The organism is Nitritalea sp., from assembly GCF_054166705.1.
Genome location: NZ_JBSZCV010000008.1, coordinates 747550 through 768667 on the forward strand (window position 1 = coordinate 747550; position 21118 = coordinate 768667).

At 49.7% G+C, this 21118-nt stretch carries 19 protein-coding genes; 16 read left to right on the plus strand and 3 right to left on the minus strand.

The annotated features are described in order from the left end of the window. Positions 1-6: 6 nt before the first annotated feature. Both ACXIT9_RS07185 and ACXIT9_RS07190 read left to right on the plus strand, forming a co-directional pair. A complete protein-coding gene (locus ACXIT9_RS07185) occupies positions 7-648 on the plus strand; it encodes an FKBP-type peptidyl-prolyl cis-trans isomerase (protein WP_458055547.1) in 642 nt (213 codons plus the stop codon). Continuing rightward, positions 638-1204: an FKBP-type peptidyl-prolyl cis-trans isomerase gene (locus tag ACXIT9_RS07190; RefSeq protein WP_458055548.1), complete on the plus strand. Its 567-nt coding sequence runs from the start codon at positions 638-640 to the stop codon at positions 1202-1204. Before ACXIT9_RS07185 ends, ACXIT9_RS07190 begins: the two co-directional genes overlap by 11 nt. 71 nt (positions 1205-1275) lie before the next feature. Here the strand turns inward: ACXIT9_RS07190 and ACXIT9_RS07195 are convergent, their stop codons facing one another. Then, positions 1276-1878 carry a methyltransferase family protein gene (locus ACXIT9_RS07195; protein ID WP_458055549.1) on the minus strand — a complete coding sequence of 201 codons (603 nt, stop codon included), beginning with the start codon at positions 1876-1878 and terminating at the stop codon, positions 1276-1278. 42 nt (positions 1879-1920) lie between these two features. On the opposite strand from ACXIT9_RS07195, the gene ACXIT9_RS07200 reads away from it, so the two are divergent. Next, complete coding sequence (locus ACXIT9_RS07200; protein WP_458055550.1) at positions 1921-3129, plus strand: NAD(P)-dependent oxidoreductase; 1209 nt, start codon at positions 1921-1923, stop codon at positions 3127-3129. Further along, the gene (gene deoC, locus ACXIT9_RS07205) at positions 3119-3808 is read left to right on the plus strand and encodes a deoxyribose-phosphate aldolase (RefSeq protein ID WP_458055551.1); all 690 of its coding nucleotides are present in this window, start codon (positions 3119-3121) and stop codon (positions 3806-3808) included. Before ACXIT9_RS07200 ends, deoC begins: the two co-directional genes overlap by 11 nt. Here the strand turns inward: deoC and ACXIT9_RS07210 are convergent. Then, on the minus strand, positions 3725-4975 hold the full coding sequence (locus ACXIT9_RS07210) for a Na/Pi symporter (RefSeq protein ID WP_458055552.1): 1251 nt from the start codon (positions 4973-4975) through the stop codon (positions 3725-3727). The genes deoC and ACXIT9_RS07210 overlap by 84 nt on opposite strands. A 299-nt stretch (positions 4976-5274) precedes the next feature. Between ACXIT9_RS07210 and ACXIT9_RS07215 the strand changes: the two genes are divergently transcribed. The 10 genes from ACXIT9_RS07215 (at position 5275) to ACXIT9_RS07260 (ending at position 18134) form a co-directional block, all read left to right on the plus strand. Further along, the gene (locus ACXIT9_RS07215; protein WP_458055553.1) at positions 5275-6405 is read left to right on the plus strand and encodes a hypothetical protein; all 1131 of its coding nucleotides are present in this window, start codon (positions 5275-5277) and stop codon (positions 6403-6405) included. A 3-nt stretch (positions 6406-6408) separates the two neighbouring features. Further along, complete coding sequence (locus tag ACXIT9_RS07220; RefSeq protein WP_458055554.1) at positions 6409-6846, plus strand: nucleoside deaminase; 438 nt, start codon at positions 6409-6411, stop codon at positions 6844-6846. 113 nt (positions 6847-6959) lie between these two features. Continuing rightward, the gene (locus ACXIT9_RS07225) at positions 6960-7565 is read left to right on the plus strand and encodes a superoxide dismutase (protein ID WP_458055555.1); all 606 of its coding nucleotides are present in this window, start codon (positions 6960-6962) and stop codon (positions 7563-7565) included. Positions 7566-7769: 204 nt separating this feature from the next. Then, entirely contained in the window at positions 7770-10232 is a 2463-nt protein-coding gene (locus ACXIT9_RS07230) for an outer membrane beta-barrel protein (protein ID WP_458055556.1), read from the plus strand. Between the two features lie 338 nt (positions 10233-10570). Further along, the gene (locus tag ACXIT9_RS07235; protein WP_458055557.1) at positions 10571-11131 is read left to right on the plus strand and encodes an RNA polymerase sigma factor; all 561 of its coding nucleotides are present in this window, start codon (positions 10571-10573) and stop codon (positions 11129-11131) included. Positions 11132-11422: 291 nt separating this feature from the next. Next, entirely contained in the window at positions 11423-14638 is a 3216-nt protein-coding gene (locus ACXIT9_RS07240; RefSeq protein ID WP_458055558.1) for a SusC/RagA family TonB-linked outer membrane protein, read from the plus strand. A 23-nt stretch (positions 14639-14661) separates the two neighbouring features. Beyond that, positions 14662-16125: a SusD/RagB family nutrient-binding outer membrane lipoprotein gene (locus tag ACXIT9_RS07245; RefSeq protein ID WP_458055559.1), complete on the plus strand. Its 1464-nt coding sequence runs from the start codon at positions 14662-14664 to the stop codon at positions 16123-16125. Between the two features lie 8 nt (positions 16126-16133). Continuing rightward, complete coding sequence (locus ACXIT9_RS07250) at positions 16134-16574, plus strand: hypothetical protein (protein WP_458055560.1); 441 nt, start codon at positions 16134-16136, stop codon at positions 16572-16574. A 139-nt stretch (positions 16575-16713) separates the two neighbouring features. Then, on the plus strand, positions 16714-17406 hold the full coding sequence (locus tag ACXIT9_RS07255) for a TatD family hydrolase (protein ID WP_458055561.1): 693 nt from the start codon (positions 16714-16716) through the stop codon (positions 17404-17406). After that, positions 17403-18134: a tRNA threonylcarbamoyladenosine dehydratase gene (locus tag ACXIT9_RS07260; protein ID WP_458055562.1), complete on the plus strand. Its 732-nt coding sequence runs from the start codon at positions 17403-17405 to the stop codon at positions 18132-18134. Before ACXIT9_RS07255 ends, ACXIT9_RS07260 begins: the two co-directional genes overlap by 4 nt. 101 nt (positions 18135-18235) lie before the next feature. Here ACXIT9_RS07260 and ACXIT9_RS07265 read toward each other — a convergent pair whose 3' ends face one another. Beyond that, positions 18236-18715: a MaoC family dehydratase gene (locus ACXIT9_RS07265; RefSeq protein WP_458055563.1), complete on the minus strand. Its 480-nt coding sequence runs from the start codon at positions 18713-18715 to the stop codon at positions 18236-18238. 324 nt (positions 18716-19039) lie between these two features. Here ACXIT9_RS07265 and ACXIT9_RS07270 point away from each other — a divergent pair, with 324 nt between their 5' ends. Both ACXIT9_RS07270 and ACXIT9_RS07275 read left to right on the plus strand, forming a co-directional pair. Beyond that, a complete protein-coding gene (locus ACXIT9_RS07270; protein WP_458055564.1) occupies positions 19040-19861 on the plus strand; it encodes a class I SAM-dependent methyltransferase in 822 nt (273 codons plus the stop codon). A gap of 493 nt (positions 19862-20354) precedes the next feature. Further along, the gene (locus ACXIT9_RS07275) at positions 20355-21083 is read left to right on the plus strand and encodes a hypothetical protein (RefSeq protein ID WP_458055565.1); all 729 of its coding nucleotides are present in this window, start codon (positions 20355-20357) and stop codon (positions 21081-21083) included. The last annotated feature ends 35 nt before the right edge of the window (positions 21084-21118 follow it).

A 21118-nucleotide genomic window follows, 5' to 3' on the forward strand; every position in this document is an offset into this window, starting at 1 on the left:
AATTAAATGAAAAAGTTTACAGTATTTGGGTGGCTCACCCTGCTAGGCGTTCTGGGTTTCTCCTGCATAAACGAGCAAGAAAGTGTAGAAGCGCAGATAGAGCGTGAATCGGTTCAGCTGCAGAGTTTTCTGGACCAGAACGATTTTACGATTCTACGTGAGGAGAGCGATCCGAATAATGGGCTGCGCATTCTTTTTACCCAGCTGGGCACGCAGATGCAGCGCCCAGGCCAGAACCCTGTTTTAGCTACCCTGCCAGAACAAGGGGATACCTTACGGGTGGACTATGTGGGACGCTTTGTGAATGGTGTCGCCTTCGACACTAGCATAGAGGCCATCGCCCGTGAGGAGGGGATTTTCAATCCACAACGTACCTATGCGCCCTTAGAAGTGCGCTTTTTGGTGAACCCTTTGATTTTAGGATTTAACTGGGGCTTAGACCAAATGCGCGTGGGGGATAAGGCCATCGTCCTCATCCCTTCTATTTTCGGCTACGGGCGTGCTGGCCAGGGCTCCATACCACCGAATACACCGCTTGTCTTTGAGATCGAGATGATTTCATTAAATGGACACCGTGTTCCAGGAAGTTTCGACGATGAGGAGAATGAGGATGAGGACGAAGAATTAGAAGAAGAAGATGATGCATAAGAAGAGAGGAACCTACTTAGGAACTTTGCTAGCGCTGATGCTGCTCTGGAGCTCTTGTGAAGAGCAAAATTTCTTTGGAGGACCTGTATATGACTTTGAAGGAAACCTAAGAAGAGATCGCGCGATTCTAGCAGACTTTATCGAAACATTTGAAGTGGATAGCGTGCGGCGCATTCATGATCCTTCTGGGGTGATTATTATCGTCCAAGAAGAAGGTACTGGTTCGCAGGCAAGACCTGGGAATGTCATTTACACGGAATTCGATCTTCGCTTACTGGATGGATCTATCGTCGATACTACCCGCGAGGATGTAGCGATAGCCAATGACATCTGGAACGAAAATGTGACCTATACCTTTTTTCAGTTTGTCATTCCGACAGCTGGTCAGGGAGTAGCCGTACAGGGTCTGAACATCGGTTTTCAACGTTTACGGAGTGGTTCTAAGGCAATCATTATCGTCCCTTCAGCCCTGGGTTTTCAGGATAGAGACGATATTCCAAATATACCGCCGGACAGTAACTTGATTTATGAGGTAGAGTTCCTCGGGTTCGACTAAGCACGCTAGCGAGGTCCTGAGGGTTCGGATAAAGCCTTCTCAGCTGCATGCTGGGGAGGTTTTTTTTATGCCTACTTCTTACTCTGGAGAATACGTCGTGGATCTGGAAAAAGGGCTGGGACCTCTCGGCGGTACTTTCGATAGCTTTCACCGAATTCCTGCATAAGTTTACGTTCTTCCAGCCAGATGCCTAGGGGTAGGTAGAGGACGGTGGCGAGCACATGGCAGGCCACAGCCGCTGTGGGTAGGTAACTAAAAAAGCCTGCCAAAATCAAAAGTGTTCCCGCGTACATGGGATGGCGCAGGTAAGCATGAAGGCCTTTGCGCGAGAGCGCGGCCCCTGATTCCTCTCTTTCTTTTAGGCCCAAAAATACTGCTGCCCCGAGATGTTTAAAGGATTTTACGACTAAAATGGTCCCGAAGGTGGCTAGCATGTAGCCCACATAGGTGCTGACCTCATGCGGAGGGAAGAGGTAAATGGCAGGGATGCTGGCGCCGAAAAGCAAGAGGTAGAAGAGAAATAGGGAGGAGAAAAGACTGTAGACGAGGCGGTAGTTTTGTCCCTTTCTGCCGAGGAGGTCCCCCAATTTATGTTTTAGTGCAGGGGTGGCAAGCAGGGAGTGCGAAGCGTAAAAGGCAGCCCAAAGTAGCAGCAACTGTAGGTAAGGGGACATAATTTTTTTAACTTTAAGCGATCACTTGTAAACCATAGTACCATGTTAAAGATAGGTCTTATCCGGGAGGGAAAAAATCCACCGGATAAAAGAGTTGTGTTTTCGCCGGCCCAGTTAAAGCGCTTACAAGAAAGGTATGCGGGAAAAGTAAGCTTTTTCGTTCAGGAGAGCCCAGTACGTTGTTTTGAAGATGCTGCCTATACGGAGGTGGGTTTTCCTCCTCAAGCGAGTCTCTCGGACTGTGAGGTCTTGCTTGGTGTAAAGGAGGTGCCGATCGAGCAGCTCGTAGCGGGTAAGCGGTATTTTTTCTTTTCACATACGATAAAGGCGCAGCCGTATAATCGGGATTTACTTCGCGCTATTTTAGCGAAAGGCATCACGCTTTACGATCATGAGGTGTTAAAAAAGCCTTCGGGTGAGCGCGTGGTGGCTTTCGGCCGCTGGGCAGGAATCGTGGGGGCCTATATGGGGCTTTGGACTTATGGTGAGAAGTCTGGGCGCTACCGGATCAAGCAGGCAAAAGATTGCTTCGATTTGGCGGAAATGCTGGAGGAGCTCAAGAAGGTGAAGCTACCGCCCCTCAAGTTGGTCCTTACAGGAAAGGGACGCGTGGGGATGGGGGCATTGGAAATTATTCGGGCACTGGGTATTTCTGAAGTAAGCCCTGAAGCACTCCTGCATGAGCGCTTTCCCGAGGCGGTATTTGCTGTGTTGGATTGTCAGCATTATGTGAAGCGTGCTCAGGATGGAGGCTTTCAGCGGGAGGAGTTTTTCGCACATCCTGAGCGCTATGTGAGTTGTTTTCAGCCTTTTACTGAGGTGGCTGATCTCTTAATTGCTGCAGCGTACTGGGATCATCGGGCGCCACGCCTTTTCGAGCGTGAGGATGTGGGGCGGGCAGGGTTTCGCCTGCGGGTCATCGCCGACATCACCTGTGATATCGATGGGTCTATTCCAACTACGATTCGTCCGAGCACCCTCGCGGAGCCTGTTTATGATATGCATCTAATGGATTTTCAGGAGCTTCCTCCTTTTTCGGCGGGCGAAACGCTTTCTGTGATGGCGATAGACAATTTACCTACAGCGCTACCGCGTGATGCTTCGGAAGATTTTGGGGAGCAGTTTGCGCAGTATGTGCTTCCAGAGCTACTTTTGCAGCATTCTGAGGTCTTGGAAGGCGCATGCATCGCTCGCGGTGGTCAGTTAGGGCCTCATTTTACCTACTTACACGCTTATGTCCATGGAGATTAATACGCAGGCGGTAGCAGCGCTAGCGCAAACAATAGAGCACACGGCCTTAAAGCCCGATTTGGATGCTGCGGCGATCGAGCGTCTAGTGGATGAGGCGAAAGTACATGGGCTTTTCGGAGTTTGTGTGCCCCCTTTTTGGATCAAGAAAGCGAAGCGTGACATCGGTTTAGCGCCAGTTCAGCTGGTGACGGTAGTTGGCTTTCCACTCGGCTATCAGCAGACGGAGGTGAAGGTGCTGGAGACGGAGCTGGCGCTCAAACATGGGGCGGATGAAATTGACGTGGTCTGGTCGTTATCTGCCTTCAAAGCGGGGATGACCTGGCCGAAGATCGAGCTAGCTAAGCTGGCCAAGATATGTCACGAGCAGGAGAAGCTACTGAAGGTAATCGTAGAGACGGCTTATCTGAGCGAGGAGGAGCTGGGGGCTGCTTGTATGCTCTGCGCAGATGCGGGGGTGGATTTTGTGAAGACGTCTACGGGTTTTGCGCCGACAGGCGCTACGGTAGAGGCGATTCGTATCATGCGTGCCTCACTTCCTGCTCATGTGGGCATCAAGGCAAGTGGTGGGATAAAGACCCTAGCAGATGCAGAGGCGCTACTCGCTGCGGGGGCGGATCGGATCGGGACCAGTTCCGGCGTGGCTCTCGTTCGTGAGGCTCGTGCTCGTATGGGGGAGTGAGGTGTTTTTTTGCTCTTCGGGGCTGTCTTGGTTGAAGTAAATCAAGAAAAACGGCACCACGAAGAAGGTGAAGAGAATGTAAGCGAAGCCCACGAATCGGGTTTTTACCGATTGACTTCCGAGGTAGGCGGCCATCTGCACGGGTACATTTCGAATGCTCGGGATAGGGAGTAGAACCAGAACGCCGATTACATTAAAGAGTAAATGAACGATGGCGATGCTGATGGCGGCTTCTGTGCTGTAGAAGGCAGCGATCCCGGCGGTGATGGTAGTGCCGATGTTCGCGCCCATGATAAAGGGGAAGGCCCTAAAGAGGGATACTTTGCGCGAAGCGACGAGGGGCACGATTAACGAGGTTGTGATCGTACTCGACTGCACGAGTGCCGTGAAGAATATGCCGTACAGGAGTGCCAGGTAAGGGTTTCGGAAGATGTGTCGCTTCACCTTGTGGAAGCTGGTCGACACGTATCCTTTCAGTGCCAAGTTAGAGAGTAACTTGATAATACTAAAAACAGAGGTGACGCCGAGTAGAAGTGTAAGCAGCGGCATCTGTATGCCATTTACGATCCAGAGGGTAAGTGGCCGCAGGAATAGGACGGGGTAGGATACGGCGGCGCCACCTTCTACTGCACCGAAAAAGGTCTGTGTTAGGTACTGGGCACTGCTGCTGAGGAGTTTAAAGTGTATTTCCAGTGGAAGCAGGAGCATTACAGTCAAGATATTAAAGGCATCGTGGAGGACACCTGCTGAGAGGGCTTTTTTAAATTCTCCCTTTTTTAAGATGTAGGAAAAGGAAACCAGCGTGGAGGTAAGTGTGGTGCCGATGTTCGCACCCATGACTAAGGGGACAGCTTGCACTAAGCTTAAATTCCCTGAAGCCACTACTGCCACGGTCATGGCGGTCACGGTGGAGCTGCTCTGCAGAAGGGCCGTGCTAAGGATGCCGACAAACAAGCCGATGTAGGGATTTAGCGTGGCCTGAAAAATTTCGTTTGCGATGCTGTTGTTCAGTTGCAGCATGGAAACGGTGAGTAGATCGATCGCCATGATGAAGACCAGAACGCCGAGAATACCTTTTACCAGCAAAAATAGCTTGGCAGAGGTAGGGGAGGTAGGTGTCAATAGCTTCACGGTCATATAAAAAAAGGCCAAAAGGCCAGGGCTCATGGGATAGAATGATTCAATGAACAAAATAACGGTGTTCCCACTGCAAAAGCCGTAAAAGTAGATGAAGCTTTTGTTAATATTCGTCCAGGGGTCTGTTTTGGATAAATGGTCTATGTGGCTGATATTTGGTAATTAGGGTGCGATTCCATGCCAGATTTTGTTTTCGAGACGCTTTCTGCTTAGATAGTAGGACTTCGGGAGCTGAATGGATTTTCTTCTGTAGTTAACAATAAATTAACATGAAGACCAAATAATCTTTTCTAACTTTGTAGCACGAATCATCGTGATTACCACCCGCCATGGCGAAATTAAAAGACCAAAACATCAATCAGGATTCGCTTTCCAAAGCGGCCTATGCACTTTTTGATTTTACGAAAAAGGAGAAGTCTTTTTTACTGATCATCTGCATCATCGTATCGCTCGCGGGAATCTTAACGGAGTACACCTACCTATCCATGTGGTTTGGGTTCGCCTTAGCGGCCTATTCCGCCATCGCGAATGATAGTATTCAGACGATCGGAACATTCATCGCCTCGAACCAAAATCGCAAATGGTACTTCCTCTGGTTATTTATGGGGCTGATTTTCGTCGCTACGGTGACGTACAGTTGGTTTGTTTTTGATGGCGATGTGAGTTATCAGCGTCTCCAAGTACCGGGTCTCGATAAGGCTCCGGAGGGTTTTGTGTTTTTACAATTAGCAGCGCCTATCGTCCTATTGGTGATGACACGTTTGCGCATGCCGGTGTCGACTACTTTTTTACTGTTAAACGTATTTACGTATAAGGCAGGGACGATCGTAGACGTGATGACTAAGAGTTTATTGGGATATTTTTTAGCCTTTACCATTGCGATCGTCGTGTGGTTTGTGCTCGAGCGGTTCGTCAAGTCCTATCTTAAAGGAGAAGCAAAGCCCTACTGGTATATTTTGCAGTGGTTTACGTCAGGGACACTTTGGGCAGTATGGATCATGCAAGATGCAGCGAATATCGCTGTATTTTTACCCCGACAGCTTAATGTGTGGGAGTTTGTGGCCTATGCAGGTTTTGTCTTCTGTGGCTTAGGCTTTTTGTTTTACCTGAAAGGGGATCGGATTCAAGGGATTGTGAACGAAAAAACGAAGGTGACAGATGTGCGGGCGGCTACAATCGTAGATTTCGTCTATGCAATCATCCTCTTTTATTTTAAAATGCTCAGCAACATCCCGATGAGTACCACTTGGGTATTTATCGGTCTTCTAGGGGGGCGGGAGCTGGCCATCGCCATGTCAAAGTCTAAGAAGCTCACCAAGAAAAAAGCGCGTCTGGTGCGGGCCTATCGCCTAGCTAAAAACGATGTGGTGAAGGCGCTTATCGGCCTTTTGGTATCGCTTATTCTGGCACTCATCATTAATGAGGGCGTGCGCCAAGAAATTTTTGACCTTCTTTTCTAAGGGATGCTTGACGATGCTTTTTTCATGCGGGAGGCATACAAGCAGGCACAGCTGGCCGCCGAGGCAGATGAGGTGCCAGTGGGGGCTGTGATCGTTTCGAAAAATCGGATCATTGCGCGTGCGCATAACCAAACGGAACGGCTACAGGATGTGACTGCACATGCGGAGCTGCTGGCCATCACAGCAGCAGCGAATTTTTTAGGAGCTAAATACCTCACCGGATGTAGCCTGTATGTGACACTGGAGCCCTGCGTGATGTGCTCGGGAGCACTTTACTGGTCGCAGCTAGCAGCGGTGCATATCGCTGTGGCAGACCCGAAGAGAGGATTCCGTGCCACTACTTTGCAGGGACTGCACCCGAAAACCAAAACCCACTGGGGACTGATGGAAGCTGAATGCCAAGCGCTACTACAGGACTTTTTTAAAAGAAAGAGAAGCTAGGGTTTCTATTGGTTTTTAGAACCAATTTGATTTATCTTTGGTTAGCATAGGTGTATAACTTGTATATACATCTTTTTATACGTTTTCAATGTCTAACCTTTAAATAAGAAACAATGGCTTTTGAACTTCCAAAATTACCTTATGATGTAAATGCGCTAGAGCCGCATATCGATGCGAGAACGATGGAAATCCACCATGGTAAGCATCACAACGCGTATGTGACCAACTTAAACAATGCAATCGCAGGCACAGATCTAGAGGGCAAGAGCTTGGAGGAGTTAATGCAAGTAGCCGGTAGCAATGCAGCCGTTCGTAATAACGGAGGCGGTCATTATAACCACACACTTTTCTGGTCTATCCTTTCTCCAAATGGTGGCGGAACCCCTACCGGTGAGTTAGCGGCTGCTATCGATGCGAAATTCGGCTCTTTCGATGCTTTTAAAGAGGAATTTAACAAGGCGGGAGCGACGCGCTTCGGCTCTGGATGGGCTTGGCTATGTGTGGATGAGAAAAAAGAACTGTGTGTATGTTCTTCTCCAAACCAAGACAACCCGCTAATGGATGTTGCTGAGTGCCCGGGAACTCCGATTCTAGGGTTAGATGTATGGGAGCACGCGTACTATTTAAACTACCAAAACAGAAGACCGGATTATATCGGTGCGTTTTGGAATGTAGTGAACTGGGAAGAAGTTTCGAAGCGTTACGCTGCTGCTAAGTAAGCGAAAAACAACTTTTATAGAAGGCCACTTTCTTAAAGAAAGTGGTTTTTTTTATGTCCTTTCCGAACAATTCACTGTTCGATTTCGCAACAGTGTTTTTTCAATCCATTTTTTAAGTAACTATAAGTCAGGCTTTTGTAAATAAATTTTTGACTGGCATTCTTTTCTCCTATGCATGTACAGAATCGCTAAAAACAAAATCGCATGCATACACGCCTTACACTCTTCTTTTGGTTAATGGGACTGAGCCTGAGTCCACTGATGGGAAGCCCGCTGACCTACAGTCCTTCTGTTCAGCCTTCTTTTGATTTCGATGCTACCTTAAAAGGGCGCATTTTAGCTAGCAGCGGGGAGGGTATTCCTTTCGTGTCTATCGGTATCGTGCTTCCAGCCACTGGAGAACTTTTAGGTGGAGGGACTTCCGATGAGCACGGATCCTTCAGTCTAAAAATTAGCAGTCCTGAAGCACTTACCTTACGGATTTCTGCGGTCGGCTATGAGGAGCTCCTGTTTCCACTGGAGCCACTGGCCTCTGGAGAATCCAAAGAAATCGGGGAGCTGGTGCTCCGTGAAAGTGTGGGCGACCTCGAGGAGGTTACCGTCCGCGCTGCACGTCCCGATGTGCGGATCGAAGCAGATAAAACAGTTATGCGTGTGGCTGGAACTGTATTAGCGGAAGGCAATCACGCCCTGGATGTCCTGGGACGCGCCCCTGGGGTTTTTATCGACCAAGAGGGCCGGATCCAGTTGAATGGTCGCTCCGGAGTGGTGGTTTTTATTAATGATCGCCAAACGTATATGAGCGCCGAAGACTTGGCCACCTTTCTCCGAAGTATGCCTGCTGACAACATTGAAAACATCGAGGTTATCGCCAATCCGGGAGCTCGATACGATGCCGAGGGAGCAGGTGGGGTCATTAATATTCAGCTGAAGAAAAATACGTTGGACGGGATTTTCGGAAATGTGCAGCTGGGCAGCCTGTATAATGGTCGCTATTCTCCCACGATGGGGCTGGCCTTAAATGCTAAAAAAGGCGCTTGGACCACCCAGTTTAACGTGAATTATAATGAGTTCGCTTTTGATAATGATCTGGAAATCTTTCGAAACTTTAGCCAAGAAAATGGGGTCGCTACCTTCGATCAGCAAAGCCGCATCACACAGCGTAACCGTAACCTCTTCACTAATGCCACAATAGATTATGCCCTAAACGATCGGCATACAGTGGGGATGAATGTACAGCTGTCGGGTACACGGAGTACGGAAAACACCCCTTCCTTTACCCAGATCGATACTCCTGGTGCGCTCCAGCCGGATTTCTTCGAGTCTTTTAATCGTGGGGACGTACAGATCGGACGTGTTTTCGCCAACTTTAATTATGTCGGCAAGCTGGATACGATAGGTACGCGATTAAGTGCTGATTTGGATATCACCCGTATGGACCGGGGCCGCGAGGCTCTGCTCACGAACTTCTTCTGGACGGGCAGTCAGCGTGAGGAGGCTTCCATGAGCAGAATTCTAAACGAAGAAGCGATGGACTACCGCATCCTTACCGCGAAGGTAGACCTTTACCGGCCGCTGGCCAAAGGGTCCTTCGAGGCAGGGTTAAAGGGAAGCTGGGTGTACTCGGATAATGACTTGCAGATGTTCCGCTCCGAAGGTGAAAATCCCTTTGTCGTAGACCCTAACACAAATACCTTCCTGTACGAGGAGCGAGTCCTCGCTGCTTATGCGACGCTAAATGGGAAACTTTCTCCGAAATTTAGCTATACCGGCGGACTACGCTTGGAACATTCCGGCATCTCTGGGACTTCCCGAACTTTAAATGAGGTCAATACGCAGCGCTACACCGATTTATTCCCCAGCTTACTGCTGCAGCATAAGGTGAGTGATACCTATCAGATCGTCTACAGTGCAAATCGAAGAATCTCGCGCCCAAATTATGGCCTGCTAAACCCGTTTGTGTTCTTTATCGATCCCCTCACGACACAGACCGGCAATCCTCAGCTGCGGCCGCAGTACGCCAATACGCTGGAAATGAACCATATCGTGCAAGGCGCCTACCAGTTTAGCATTTCCTATGCCCAAACACAGGATATTTTCCAGCAGGTTTTCGAGCAGGATGAGGTGGCTAAGACGACAAATACCTTTACCACGAACCTGGACCGCTCCCATAATGTGAACGTTCGGGCCATGCTTCCAGCATCTATCGCCTCTTGGTGGTCGACATCGAATATGCTCCAGGGGACCTACGTGGCCTGGAAATCCCCCCTGGGTGATGGCTTCTTGGATGTCGCGCAGTTCTCCTACATGGCACGTACACAGCATAACCTGATGCTGCCAAAAGGCTATAAAGTAGAGCTCGTGGGCATGTATATGGGACCGATGCTTTGGGGTCAGGCCCTAATAAAAAGCATGGCTTGGATGGATATGGGCGTATCGAAAACAATGCTGCAGGATCGCTTAAGCGTTTCCCTAAATTTTAACGATGTTTTCCGCTCCCGCTGGGTGCGTGCCGATGTGCAATTCGACCAGATCGACACCCGTTTCCGGCAGTACAATGCCGATCAGTCGGTGCGGCTCACGCTACGCTATAAGTTCTCCAAAGGCGAAAGCTTTCGCCTGAACCAGCGCAGTGGTAGCGAAGAAGAGCGCAGCCGCTTGAATTAAAGAGAATAGATTTCTAATAAGGTTTGATTGATTAGTTTAGTGTTGCTAAAGAAGGTCTGCATTGCAGGCCTTTTTTGCTGTTTTGGCCGCTGGCCAAAGTCCTGGTAGTACGCGGGAAAGGCTTGTTTTCGAAGAGCTGAAAAATGTAGTCTCCATGAAATAGGGTTTTTTAAAATGCTTTTTTGGGCGTATTTTTTGTTTAAATATAGGTTTTAGGGGTCTGAAAAGGCCTGTAAAATTAAAAATAATGTAAATTACTGTAATGTAGGTTTTATTTTATTTATCATCTATGTAACTTAGTTCTAATTCTTTACCAGCAGTTTAAACCAGCAAACAGGATGAAAAGCACAACACACAGCACGCCGGAGAACTTACTTCCCGGCATTAAACGAGGCGATCCCCAAGCCTTTCAAGCCATTTACGATCAACTGTGGGAACCTCTATTTCACTTTGGCTATCAGCAGCTTCGCAAGCCGGAAGTCGTGGAGGGATTTATCCAGGAAGTTTTCCTAGACCTGTGGCAGCGCCGCACTGAAGTAGAGATCTCGGTTTCCATTAAAGCCTATCTCTACGCGGCTCTACGCTATAAGGTCATGCATTACCGAAAGCGCATGAGTGTCCGTGAAGCATTTTTACATGTGGAAACCGTGGATCAGTTTTCTTGTAATGTGGAGGAGCGACTCTACTTTAAAGAGTTGAAGCGCGCCTTAAAGTCAGCACTCGCCGGGATGCCCGCACGGCAGCGCCAAGTCTATGAATTGCGCCACGAAGCGGGCCTGAGTTATAAGCAAATTGGCGAAAAGTTATCCATTAGCACCAGCACGGTGGAAAAACACCTCCATACCGCTACTTGCTCCATTAGAGAATCTTTAAGAATAAGTGGTCAAAATTACGGATAATATATTTTTTCAACCTAAAGGATAAAAAATAGCCAATTTACTTAGGGGATTTTTCTCCCTGAGGGCACTAGTTAGGAAAGGGCTTATTTTCTTTGCGCGGAAGCGCAAAGGAAACCCTCCACTGATTTTACTGACCAACAACCACAATGAAAAACTGAATTCCGGCCGGGTTTAGTTGAACGGGAGCTTTGCTCACCTGCAGCGGCAGGATAGGGCAGTGGTGCTCGCGCGCCTGTAACGATGTACCCAAAATACACAGGAGCTTATTTACCACTAATAACCCATACAACTATGCTTAAACGATGGATTACCTGCACCGTTCTGGGCCTGCTCTTAAGTAGTGTTCCGGAGCTGATGGCCGAGGGATCGGGTAGCAAAACGGTTTTGCTGCACGAGTCGAAATCGGAAACGGTCGAAAAGAAAAAAACACAGCAGCGGTTTCAGAAGAAAGACCGTACCCTGAGTGGGATGGTCACAGAGGAAAACGGAGCGCCTATTTTAGGAGCTTCCATTTTAGTAAAGGGCACGATGATCGGTACGGTTACGGATCTGGACGGAAGTTTTTCTCTTCAAGTGCCGGAAGAGGGGGACCTGACTCTGGTGGTTTCCTTTATCGGCTTTAAAAACCAGGAGGTGAAGCTGGGCAACCGCTCTCGCATCGAGGTGGTCTTGGCTTCGGCGGACATCAACCTGGGCGAGGTCGTCGTCACCGCCTTCGGATTGGAGCGAGAAAAAAAGGCCTTGGGCTATACGACCCAAAGCGTGGATGGGAGTGCCCTGACGGAGGCGCGACAGGCGAATGTGGCCAATAACCTGTCCGGACGTATAGCCGGCGTACAGATTACAGGCAATTCCATGCCCGGCTCTGGCGCCCATGTGGTGATTCGGGGCTCCTCCTCGGTGGCGGGAAATAATCAGCCGCTGGTCGTCGTGGATGGCGTTCCGCTGGAACAAAGTGCAGACCGTCGCTACGGAAATGGCTTATCTGAAATTAATCCCGATAACATCAAGGAAATCAATGTGCTCAAAGGAGCCACGGCGGCAGCACTTTACGGTTCACGCGCGGCGAACGGTGTGATCATGGTAACCACGAAAGATGGCGCTGGAACGAAAGGTATCGGCCTGGAGTATAATGCGAACACCACCTTCGACCGCACTTTCGTGCAGCCCAACTTTCAGAATATTTATGGTGGAGGCGCAGGCTACCGAACCTGGTATGTAGATGGTCGAAATGGCTTCGATGCCAATGGTGTGCGCGGTACTGCGGGCGTGGATGAAAGCTGGGGAGCCCCCATGGATGGACGCATGGTGCCGCTTTGGTTCTCTGCCCCCGGGCTGGCGCCGCTCACTCCTCAGCCGAATAACTGGAACGATTTCTGGGAAACGGGCCGCTCCACGAGCCATAATATTGCGCTGGCCGGAGGAAATGAACAGGGGAATTTTCGCCTTAGCATCGGTCGCCTCGACCAGCAAAGCATCATGTATAACAATGACTATTTTCGCAACAACTACAAGCTGAATACCAGCTATAAGTTTACGGATAACCTGCAGGTGACGGTGAGTGCCGAATACGTGAAGTCGGGAAGCGATAACAGACGCTTTACTTCCAGCTCTGATTTTATCTGGGCACATCGGCACACGGATTATAATAAGTTGAAGGACTGGAGAAGCTACTACGCCATTCAGCGGGAGACCTTCCGGCCTGGAGATGATTACCCTTATGCCAACTGGCAGCACGAGTACTTTTCGAATCCTTTTTTCTTACAAGACGTCTACACGAATGCGAATGATAAAGATCGACTCTTAGGTAACATCGCTTTAAATTATAAAATAAGCGAACATTTTAGCGTCATGCTGCGCTCTGGAACGGATTTCTGGTCGGATACCAGAAGAGATGTGACCGGTGTGGAGTTTACAAAAAACAATGTGAAGCGTTTCGGCTCCTACCGCGAGACAGTCATCAGCAGCCAAGAGACGAACTCTGACCTGATCTTGACCTTCGATAAGGATCTAAGCAGCACCTTTTCTCTTCGCGTACAGGGTGGGGCGATTAACCGGGTGAATAATTTTAAGCGCAACTCGGTTCTCGTGGGTGAGCTGACCATCGATGGTCTGTATAACCTGGGAAACTTTGCCAGCCCTGTGGTACCTTCCAGTATGATTCGCCAGCAAGTGGTGAACAGTGTCTTCGGGGCGGCGACGCTCGGGGTAAACAATTACCTGTTCATCGATGTCACAGGGCGTAATGACTGGTCTTCCACCCTTCCGGTGCAGGCCAATAGCTTCTTCTATCCTTCCGTGGCAGTAAGTGCGGTGCTAACGGATATGTTCGACTTTAACACCCGCATTCTTTCTTTTGCTAAGGTGCGGGCGAGTATCGCGCAGGTCGGAAATGATGCAGACCCCTATATGCTGAACCAGGTGTACCGCGCACAAGGGCTTTGGGCGGGCACGACCCCCATGTACTCGGAATCAAATGCGATCGCTAACCGTAACTTAAAGCCAGAAATCACAACAGGAAAAGAGCTTGGCCTGGACCTGCGCTTCCTTCAGGGCCGCATCGGGTTAGATCTTACCTACTACCACCAGTCTACTGTCAATCAGATTTTAGCCGTCTCCATCTCGAACGCTTCCGGATATGCCAGCCAGACGCTAAATGCTGGCCAGATCACAAACCAAGGGGTAGAAATCATGCTTTCGGGCAACCCCGTAGCGCTTCCAAACGGTTTCAGTTGGGAAACGCAGGTCAACTTCGCGCGTAACCGGAACCAGGTCGTGGCCTTAGCCGAGGGACTGGAAAATTACATCCTCGGCGTGCAGAATAGCCTCACCTCTGAGGCCCGCGTCGGTCAGCCCTATGGTACCCTGTATGGACGTAGGTACCAGCGTAGCCCTGACGGGCAAATTATCTATCGGAATGGGCTCCCTCAGCTGGAGGAAGGCACCCATGCGCTCGGAAATATTCAGCCCGACTGGATAGGAGGATTTTCGAACACCTTTCGGTATAAGCGTCTTTCGCTCAGCACCCTTATCGATGTGAAGATGGGAGGAGATATTTTCGATGTCGGCACTGGGCTGGCGCGCAAGACCGGGCAGCTTGCCGAGACTGCTTTCGGTAGAGAAGAAGGGCTGATCGGGCAGGGTGTCATGAACATCGGTACGGTAGAAAATCCCGTCTTCGTTCCCAACGATGTGATCGTGGATGCAACCACTTTCTGGAACAATCAAAACCCCAGGACCTACCATGAAGCAGGCATTTTCGACGGCTCCTTCGTCAAACTCCGCGAAGTAGCCCTTAGCTACACCTTTCCGAAGGCCTTCCTCGGTAACCGCTTCATCCAGTCGATGCGCCTTTCGGTAGTGGGCCGGAATCTCGCCTTCCTGCACCGTAATCACCCCCATATCGATCCCGAAGTGGATATGAAAGGCGGCAATGCGCAGGGTTTTGCCTCCGGCGAAATGCCTTCCACCCGAAATATCGGCTTTAACTTAAATGTCAGCTTTTAATGCTTACCAGCACACCTTAGCCTATGAAACGTACCTTAACAACATACACTTTACGGGTATTTGGCAGCCTTCTCTTGCTGCTGGCAGCCTGTACCTCCGAGTTCGAGGAAATGAATATCGATCCGAATAATCCGACCCAAATCTCGCCGGCGCTGCTGCTGCCTTTCGCTATCCAGACGACCGCAGATCGCTACTGGGGCCATAGCACGCGCTATGAACGGCTAAACATCGACGCCGCCATGTGTTGGGTCCAGCACCTGTCCCGAAATATTTACATCAATGCCGAGGGAGATAACTATGAAATCCCGCTGACGATCGCCTCTGCTACGTGGCAAAAAATGTATAACGATGCACTCATCAACTTCGAGAAGATTCTGGAGCTTTCTGCTCCTGAGGCTGCTTATTCGAATCCTAACTATGAAGCGGTGGGGCTTATCATGAAAAGTTTTGCTTTCGCGTATTTAACTGATGTGTTCGGCCCAATCCCTTATACGGATGCATTAAAAGGAACGGCAGATACGCCAGTAAATGCGCCTGCTTACGATGATATGGAGACGATTTATGCTGGTATGCTGGCGGATTTAGCGTTGGCAAACGAAAAAATCCGTATCGGCAGAGACGCTATCTCCGGAGACATCTTGTTTCAAGGGGACATGCTGCGCTGGAAAAAATTTGCGAACTCCCTCGCTCTTCGGCTTGCCAACCGGCAGCGTGCTCAGGCTCCGGCTGCTTCGGAGGCGCTACTGAAAAAAATCTTCAGTGACCCGGTGACCTATCCCGTCTTCACGACGCAGGAGGACTTCGCACAGCTACATCATGTAGACGTGATCGGAAGCCGGAATAAAATGTTTGATGTCTTTTCCACGCGCTCGGACTGGAATATCAGCAGCACGCTGATCGATGCGCTGCTGCAGTATGACGATGCGCGCATTACGATTTTTGCAGAGCCGCTGGCGGATGGCAGCTACCGAGGGCTGCCGAATGGCCTTTCCGACGCTGCTGCAAATGAGATCGACGCCTCCCGCATCGGCCTATACTACATGCGCCCGGAGGCCCCCAGCATTCTGATGACCAGCGCGGAGGTACGCTTTATTCGCGCGGAGGCAGCCCTCGCCGGCATTATTTCCGAGGATCCGGAAGTCCTTTTTGCTGAAGCCATCGCCTCTTCCTTTGCCCAGTATGGGCTGGACATGCCTGTAGATTACCCAAGTCGCCTCGGCACGCTAAACATGGAAACGCTCATGACCCAAAAGTGGATATCGCTCTTCGGTCAGGGCGTGGAAGCGTGGTCGGAAATGCGGCGCACAGGTCTCCCGAAGCTGCCCTCGCCGCATCCACAGGCGACCTTCGTGAATGAAGGCATCCTGCCCACACGGATCGAGTATCCGGTCTCAGAATACTCTCTTAACCGCAGTAACTTAGACGGCGGCATCTCGAAATTAGGCGGCCCAGACACGATGCGCACGCCCTTATGGTGGTCGAAATAAATGAAATCATGATGAAAAATACACTTTATACCGCATTTCTCGCCCTGCTTCTCTTGGCCTTCGGCCAAAGCTGCATCGAGGCAGATGATTTAGTAACCCCTAGCGTGGAAGCTCCCGTGCTGCTGCTGCTCTCGGGCAACCAGTTTCAGGCAGATGCGCCTGTCTCGGTGGAGACACGTGTTTATACCTTGGATAAAACGCATATTCTGGATCATACGCGGGGGATCGACTCCATTCCTGTGGCGGGGCTAAGCCTTCAGGTGTTTCTGAATCCTACTACCCAGATCGGTACCTTAGAGACTGACGCGCAGGGGCGGGGGACGTTTACGAGCTCCTGGTCTGCGCTTGGGCTGACGACCCCGCGTGCCGGTAGCCAGGTGCGCCTAGAATTCGCCGGACAACATAAAGGAATAAATTTCCGTCGCTACCATACCGTCCGCGTGCAGTAAACAGCATGCCGACCATTTCCCTGTTGCTTACCGGAGTTTGTGTCCGTTCTACGGGCATGAGCTCCGTTTTTTTTGGGGCCGAGCCCCAAAGCCCCCGCTATACGCAAAAAAATGTGGCTAATTTCCTGTATTTTCGGACATGGAAGCTACTCGAGCCGCTGAAGCCAGCACCTTTACGTCCTCCTTTTTCGATTGTCATCGGCACAGTCCGGGGGAGGGAGGGCTTTATGTGCTGGAGGAGCCCTGGAGGCAGCGGCCTGAAAAGCAGTTTTTTACGGTAGGCTTTCACCCTTGGCAGCTGGAGGAGGCAGATTTCCATGCCCGCAAGGCACGCTTTCGAGAAGTTTTAGCAGCGCCTAACTGTCTGGCAGTAAGTGAGTGTGGTTTGGATCGGGTCCGAGGGCCGGCGGAATCTCTCCAAGTCGAAGCCTTAAGCTGGCAGTTGCGCGCTGCTCAGGAGCTGGGCATTCCCGCTGTGCTCCATGTGGTGCGTGCCCAAGATCTTTTGCAGTCCGTTTGGAAGGCTGTGGACCTACCTCCTTTTTGTGTTTGGCATGGCTGCACACTACCTGCCCGCCGGGTGGAGGCCTTACTTGCCTACCCTTTTCTGGGCTTTTCCTTTGGCGAAGCCCTGCTGTACAAGCCCTACTTAGAGGAAAGCTTGCGGCTGATTCCTGAGGATCGAATTTTTTTAGAAACGGATACCAGCAGCCTGCCCATTTCCATGATTTATGAAAAAGCTTCCGTAATTTTACGCCGGGAGCTTCACGAACTCCATGCCCTGACGATCGCCAACTGGAACAGACGTACTTCTAGACCCATCTCTTTATGACAGATCCTTTTGCTTGGCTCTCACGCACTGAACTTATCACAGGACGTGCAGGCCTAGAGAAGTTAGCACGCAAGCATGTGCTTGTCGTCGGACTCGGGGGCGTAGGCTCCTTCGCTGCCGAATTTATCGCCCGTGCAGGTGTGGGCGAGATGACCATCATCGATGGTGATACCGTGGATATCAGCAATGTAAACCGACAGCTCCCCGCTACACAGCTGAATGTAGGGGAATCGAAAGCCAAGTGGATGGAGCAGCGACTGCTCGCCATAAACCCAGCCCTGAAGCTGCATGTCATCCAGGAGTTTTTAGCACCCATCCCGATGACGGAGCTGCTGGCCGAGCAAGATTTCGACTATGTGGTGGACTGCATCGATAGTTTTACGCCAAAACTACACCTTATAGAAGGGGCTGTGAAGCGCGGATTTCCTGTGGCCAGCTCTATGGGTGCCGGGGGCAAAGTCGACCCTACCCAAATCCGTATCGGTGACATCAGCGAAACTCGCCACTGTAAGTTGGCCAAGATGGTGCGGAAGCGCCTGCGCCGGAAGGGCATCGCGAAAGGGGTAAAGGCTGTCTACTCCTTAGAGCTCCCCATAAAAGAAAGCTTGATGCTGACCGATGGCAAAAACTATAAAAAATCGGCTTACGGAACCATGTCCTTTTTACCGGCGGCTTTTGGCTGCAGCTGTGCCTCGATCGTGATAAACGATCTGCTCGCCGGCGACTAGTTTCTAGGGAAATGATTCCCAGGGCTTTCCCCTGTCCGTGAAAAGACTTTGGCGCCAGCCTGCTCCTTAAAAAGGGGGGGCTGGCGCCAAAAAACAAGAGCTTAGGCGCTTTCCTCGGGTAAAAAGTGATACAAGAAGACCAAAACCCCCGTGAAGGCCGGCTTTTTCTGGTCTTTGATTGCTAACTTAACGGCCACTTCAGCCTTTATCGTGCCACGGAGGTTGCTGACTTTTTGCAGGCTAGCCTGCAGGCGTACCTCACTATCCACTAAAACGGGAGCGGCGAAGCGCAAGGACTCCACCCCATAGTTTACCATCATTTTCAGATTTTCTACGCGGACGATTTGATCCCAAAGAAAGGGAACGATCGACAGGGTCAGGTAGCCATGCGCGATGGTATTTCCGAAGCTGCCCTCTGTTTTCGCACGTTCCGGATCGGTATGAATCCACTGATGGTCTAAGGTCGCAGCGGCGAATTGATTGATCTGCTCTTGACTGATGCAGTGATAATCGGAGGCGCCCAGTTCCTTTCCTTCATACGGGAGAAAATCTTCAAAAGAGCGAATGGTAAGTTGTGCCATAGTAAAAAACAGGTTTCATGTACGTGGATCTGCGGGTTTTAGCTAAGCAAATCGGGGTGCAGGATCCTTTGGAGCGGTGAATTTAGGGAAAATCTGCCGAATTCACGTGGCCTACTCGGGAAGTGGGGCGAAAATAAGCGGATTCCGGCCCTGTTTATTGCGTGCTCTGCGGCAAGGGGACTGGTATTCTGAAGGGAGTTTTGGAAATCTGTTTTTTTTAGTGGAAATTTCCTTCCTGAAATAGTGGCTTCGGGTTTTTTATCCCTGAGGGACCTGTGCGGGCCAAGCTGCGGGATATGCAGCCCTTAAAAACGAGATAATTTTATGAGTGAACATACATCAACCCCACGCTACATCCATGGCTACCTCAGCGAGGAGCAGGAGCGGCTTCGTGAGCAGGCGGCAGTCATCGAGGGGCCCATTTACGATGCCCTAGACCTTAGCGGCGTGCAGCGGCTACTGGAGATCGGCTCTGGCGTAGGCGCACAGACGGAGATCCTACTGCGACGCTTTCCCCAGTTGCACATCACCGGCCTGGAGTATGAACCCAGCCAGATCGCGAAGGCGAACTTAAACCGGGAGGCTTTCGGGATGCCTGCCACGCAGGTGGAATTCGTGCAGGGGGATGCGCATGCCATACCGCTAGCGGGAGGCTTTGATGGAGCCTTTATTTGTTGGGTTTTAGAGCATGTGCATACTCCCTTACAGGTTTTAAAGGAAACAGGGAAGCAGCTTTTGCCTGGCGGCAAAGTTTGGGTCACCGAGGTTTTTAATGCGACTTTTTACACCTATCCCTACCAGCCTGCGGTCATGCACTACTGGCAGGTCTACAACACCTTCCAGCGCGAAATCGGAGGTGATCCCGATGTGGGCGCTAAGCTGGGCAGTTTACTTGAAAAAGCGAATTTTCGGGAGATAAAATTGCGGGACGATGGCTTTCATTTGGATGCCCGCATGCCTGAAAAACGCGCGGAGGTGCTGCGTTACTGGAAAAACCTGATGCGCAGCGGGGCGCCGGTTCTTTTGGCCACTGGCCGCATAGTGGAAGCAGAACTAGAGAAGATGCTCAGCGAGATGGACGCGCTGCTAGCCAATCCGGAGGCGGTTTTTTATTACCGTTTTGTACAGGCAGAGGCTGTCCGATAGGGTTTATAGCCCTTCTGGCAGTCTTTTTTAGCATAATTTTTTATTTATGAACTTGACTTTTATGAAGTTTTTTATTTTTTTTATCATTGAATGATTTAGAACTGATTCTTCAATTAAAACAAATTTTATTATGAAAACATTACAGAACATTACAGAACATTACAGAACATTACAGATTTAGTTTTGTAGACAGGTTATGGAAAAACGGTTTGACTGTTTTTGTCATGATAGGATTGTTGTTTTTTGGATCTTGTCAAGAACTGAAAGAGCAATCATTAGCAAAGGCACCTGAACGTATTAGTCAAAAGTTTGATAGGCTCACGTTTTTGGGTGTGGTTAACAAAGCTACCCTAGCTTATCAGGAGAAATAAGCGGATTCAAAAAAAGGTAAAAACTTCAGATTAATTTATGAAAGTGAGAATCGGATAGAAAGGTATATTGAGGACATTGGGAAAAGAGTCAATTTATGCAGCGGTAAAGGTCGCATGGTGATATGAAAAAAGCTATTTTAGCATGCTTAGCATTCCTGATCTCATTTGCCACGAATGCGCAAGAGTCTTTTTGGAATACTGTCAGAGATAGGTCTGACTATGATAGAGGATTTAGTGTGTCCTTGATCCTTCCTTCCTTTATGACGTCAACGCCAAGCAATCTAAATCAGTTACTGGTTGCTTCGGGATACCCGCACATTCTTCGGGGTAGTCTGAATTTTGGACTTGGAGTACATTACAGAATGAAGCGTTTTGAGACTGGGATTAATGCGTTGATTGGCTCTCAATCCGTATCTATCGATGCATTGAACGCACAAATAAATCGAACTCCTCTTACGGCAAACATCTTCTTGCAGTATCATTTATTTAGAAAGGGGTCGTTTACATTTTATCCCTTGGTTGGCCTATCTCTGACGGATACCAGACTTATCCTGTCTAAAGAAATAGCATCTGATGATATAGGAAATTTGCTGCAAAACCCAGGTACTTCCATGAACCTTCAGCACTTTTCAGAAGGAATATTGGTGGGCTTCGGGGTTGATCTATCAGAACATTGGGTAGAATCCACAGGTATGTTTCGGGTGAAGTTTGCCTATAGAATCCCCACCGGAAAATACCCGTGGGAGTCCTTTTTTACAGATTTACAAAACGCACCTAAAGATTCTTTTCCTTACTTCTTTGTACAACTAGAAATAGGCTTTCCACACAACTGGAATAAGGGGAGTTTATAAAGTAGGGTTCATATCAAACGTTGAAAGGAACTATT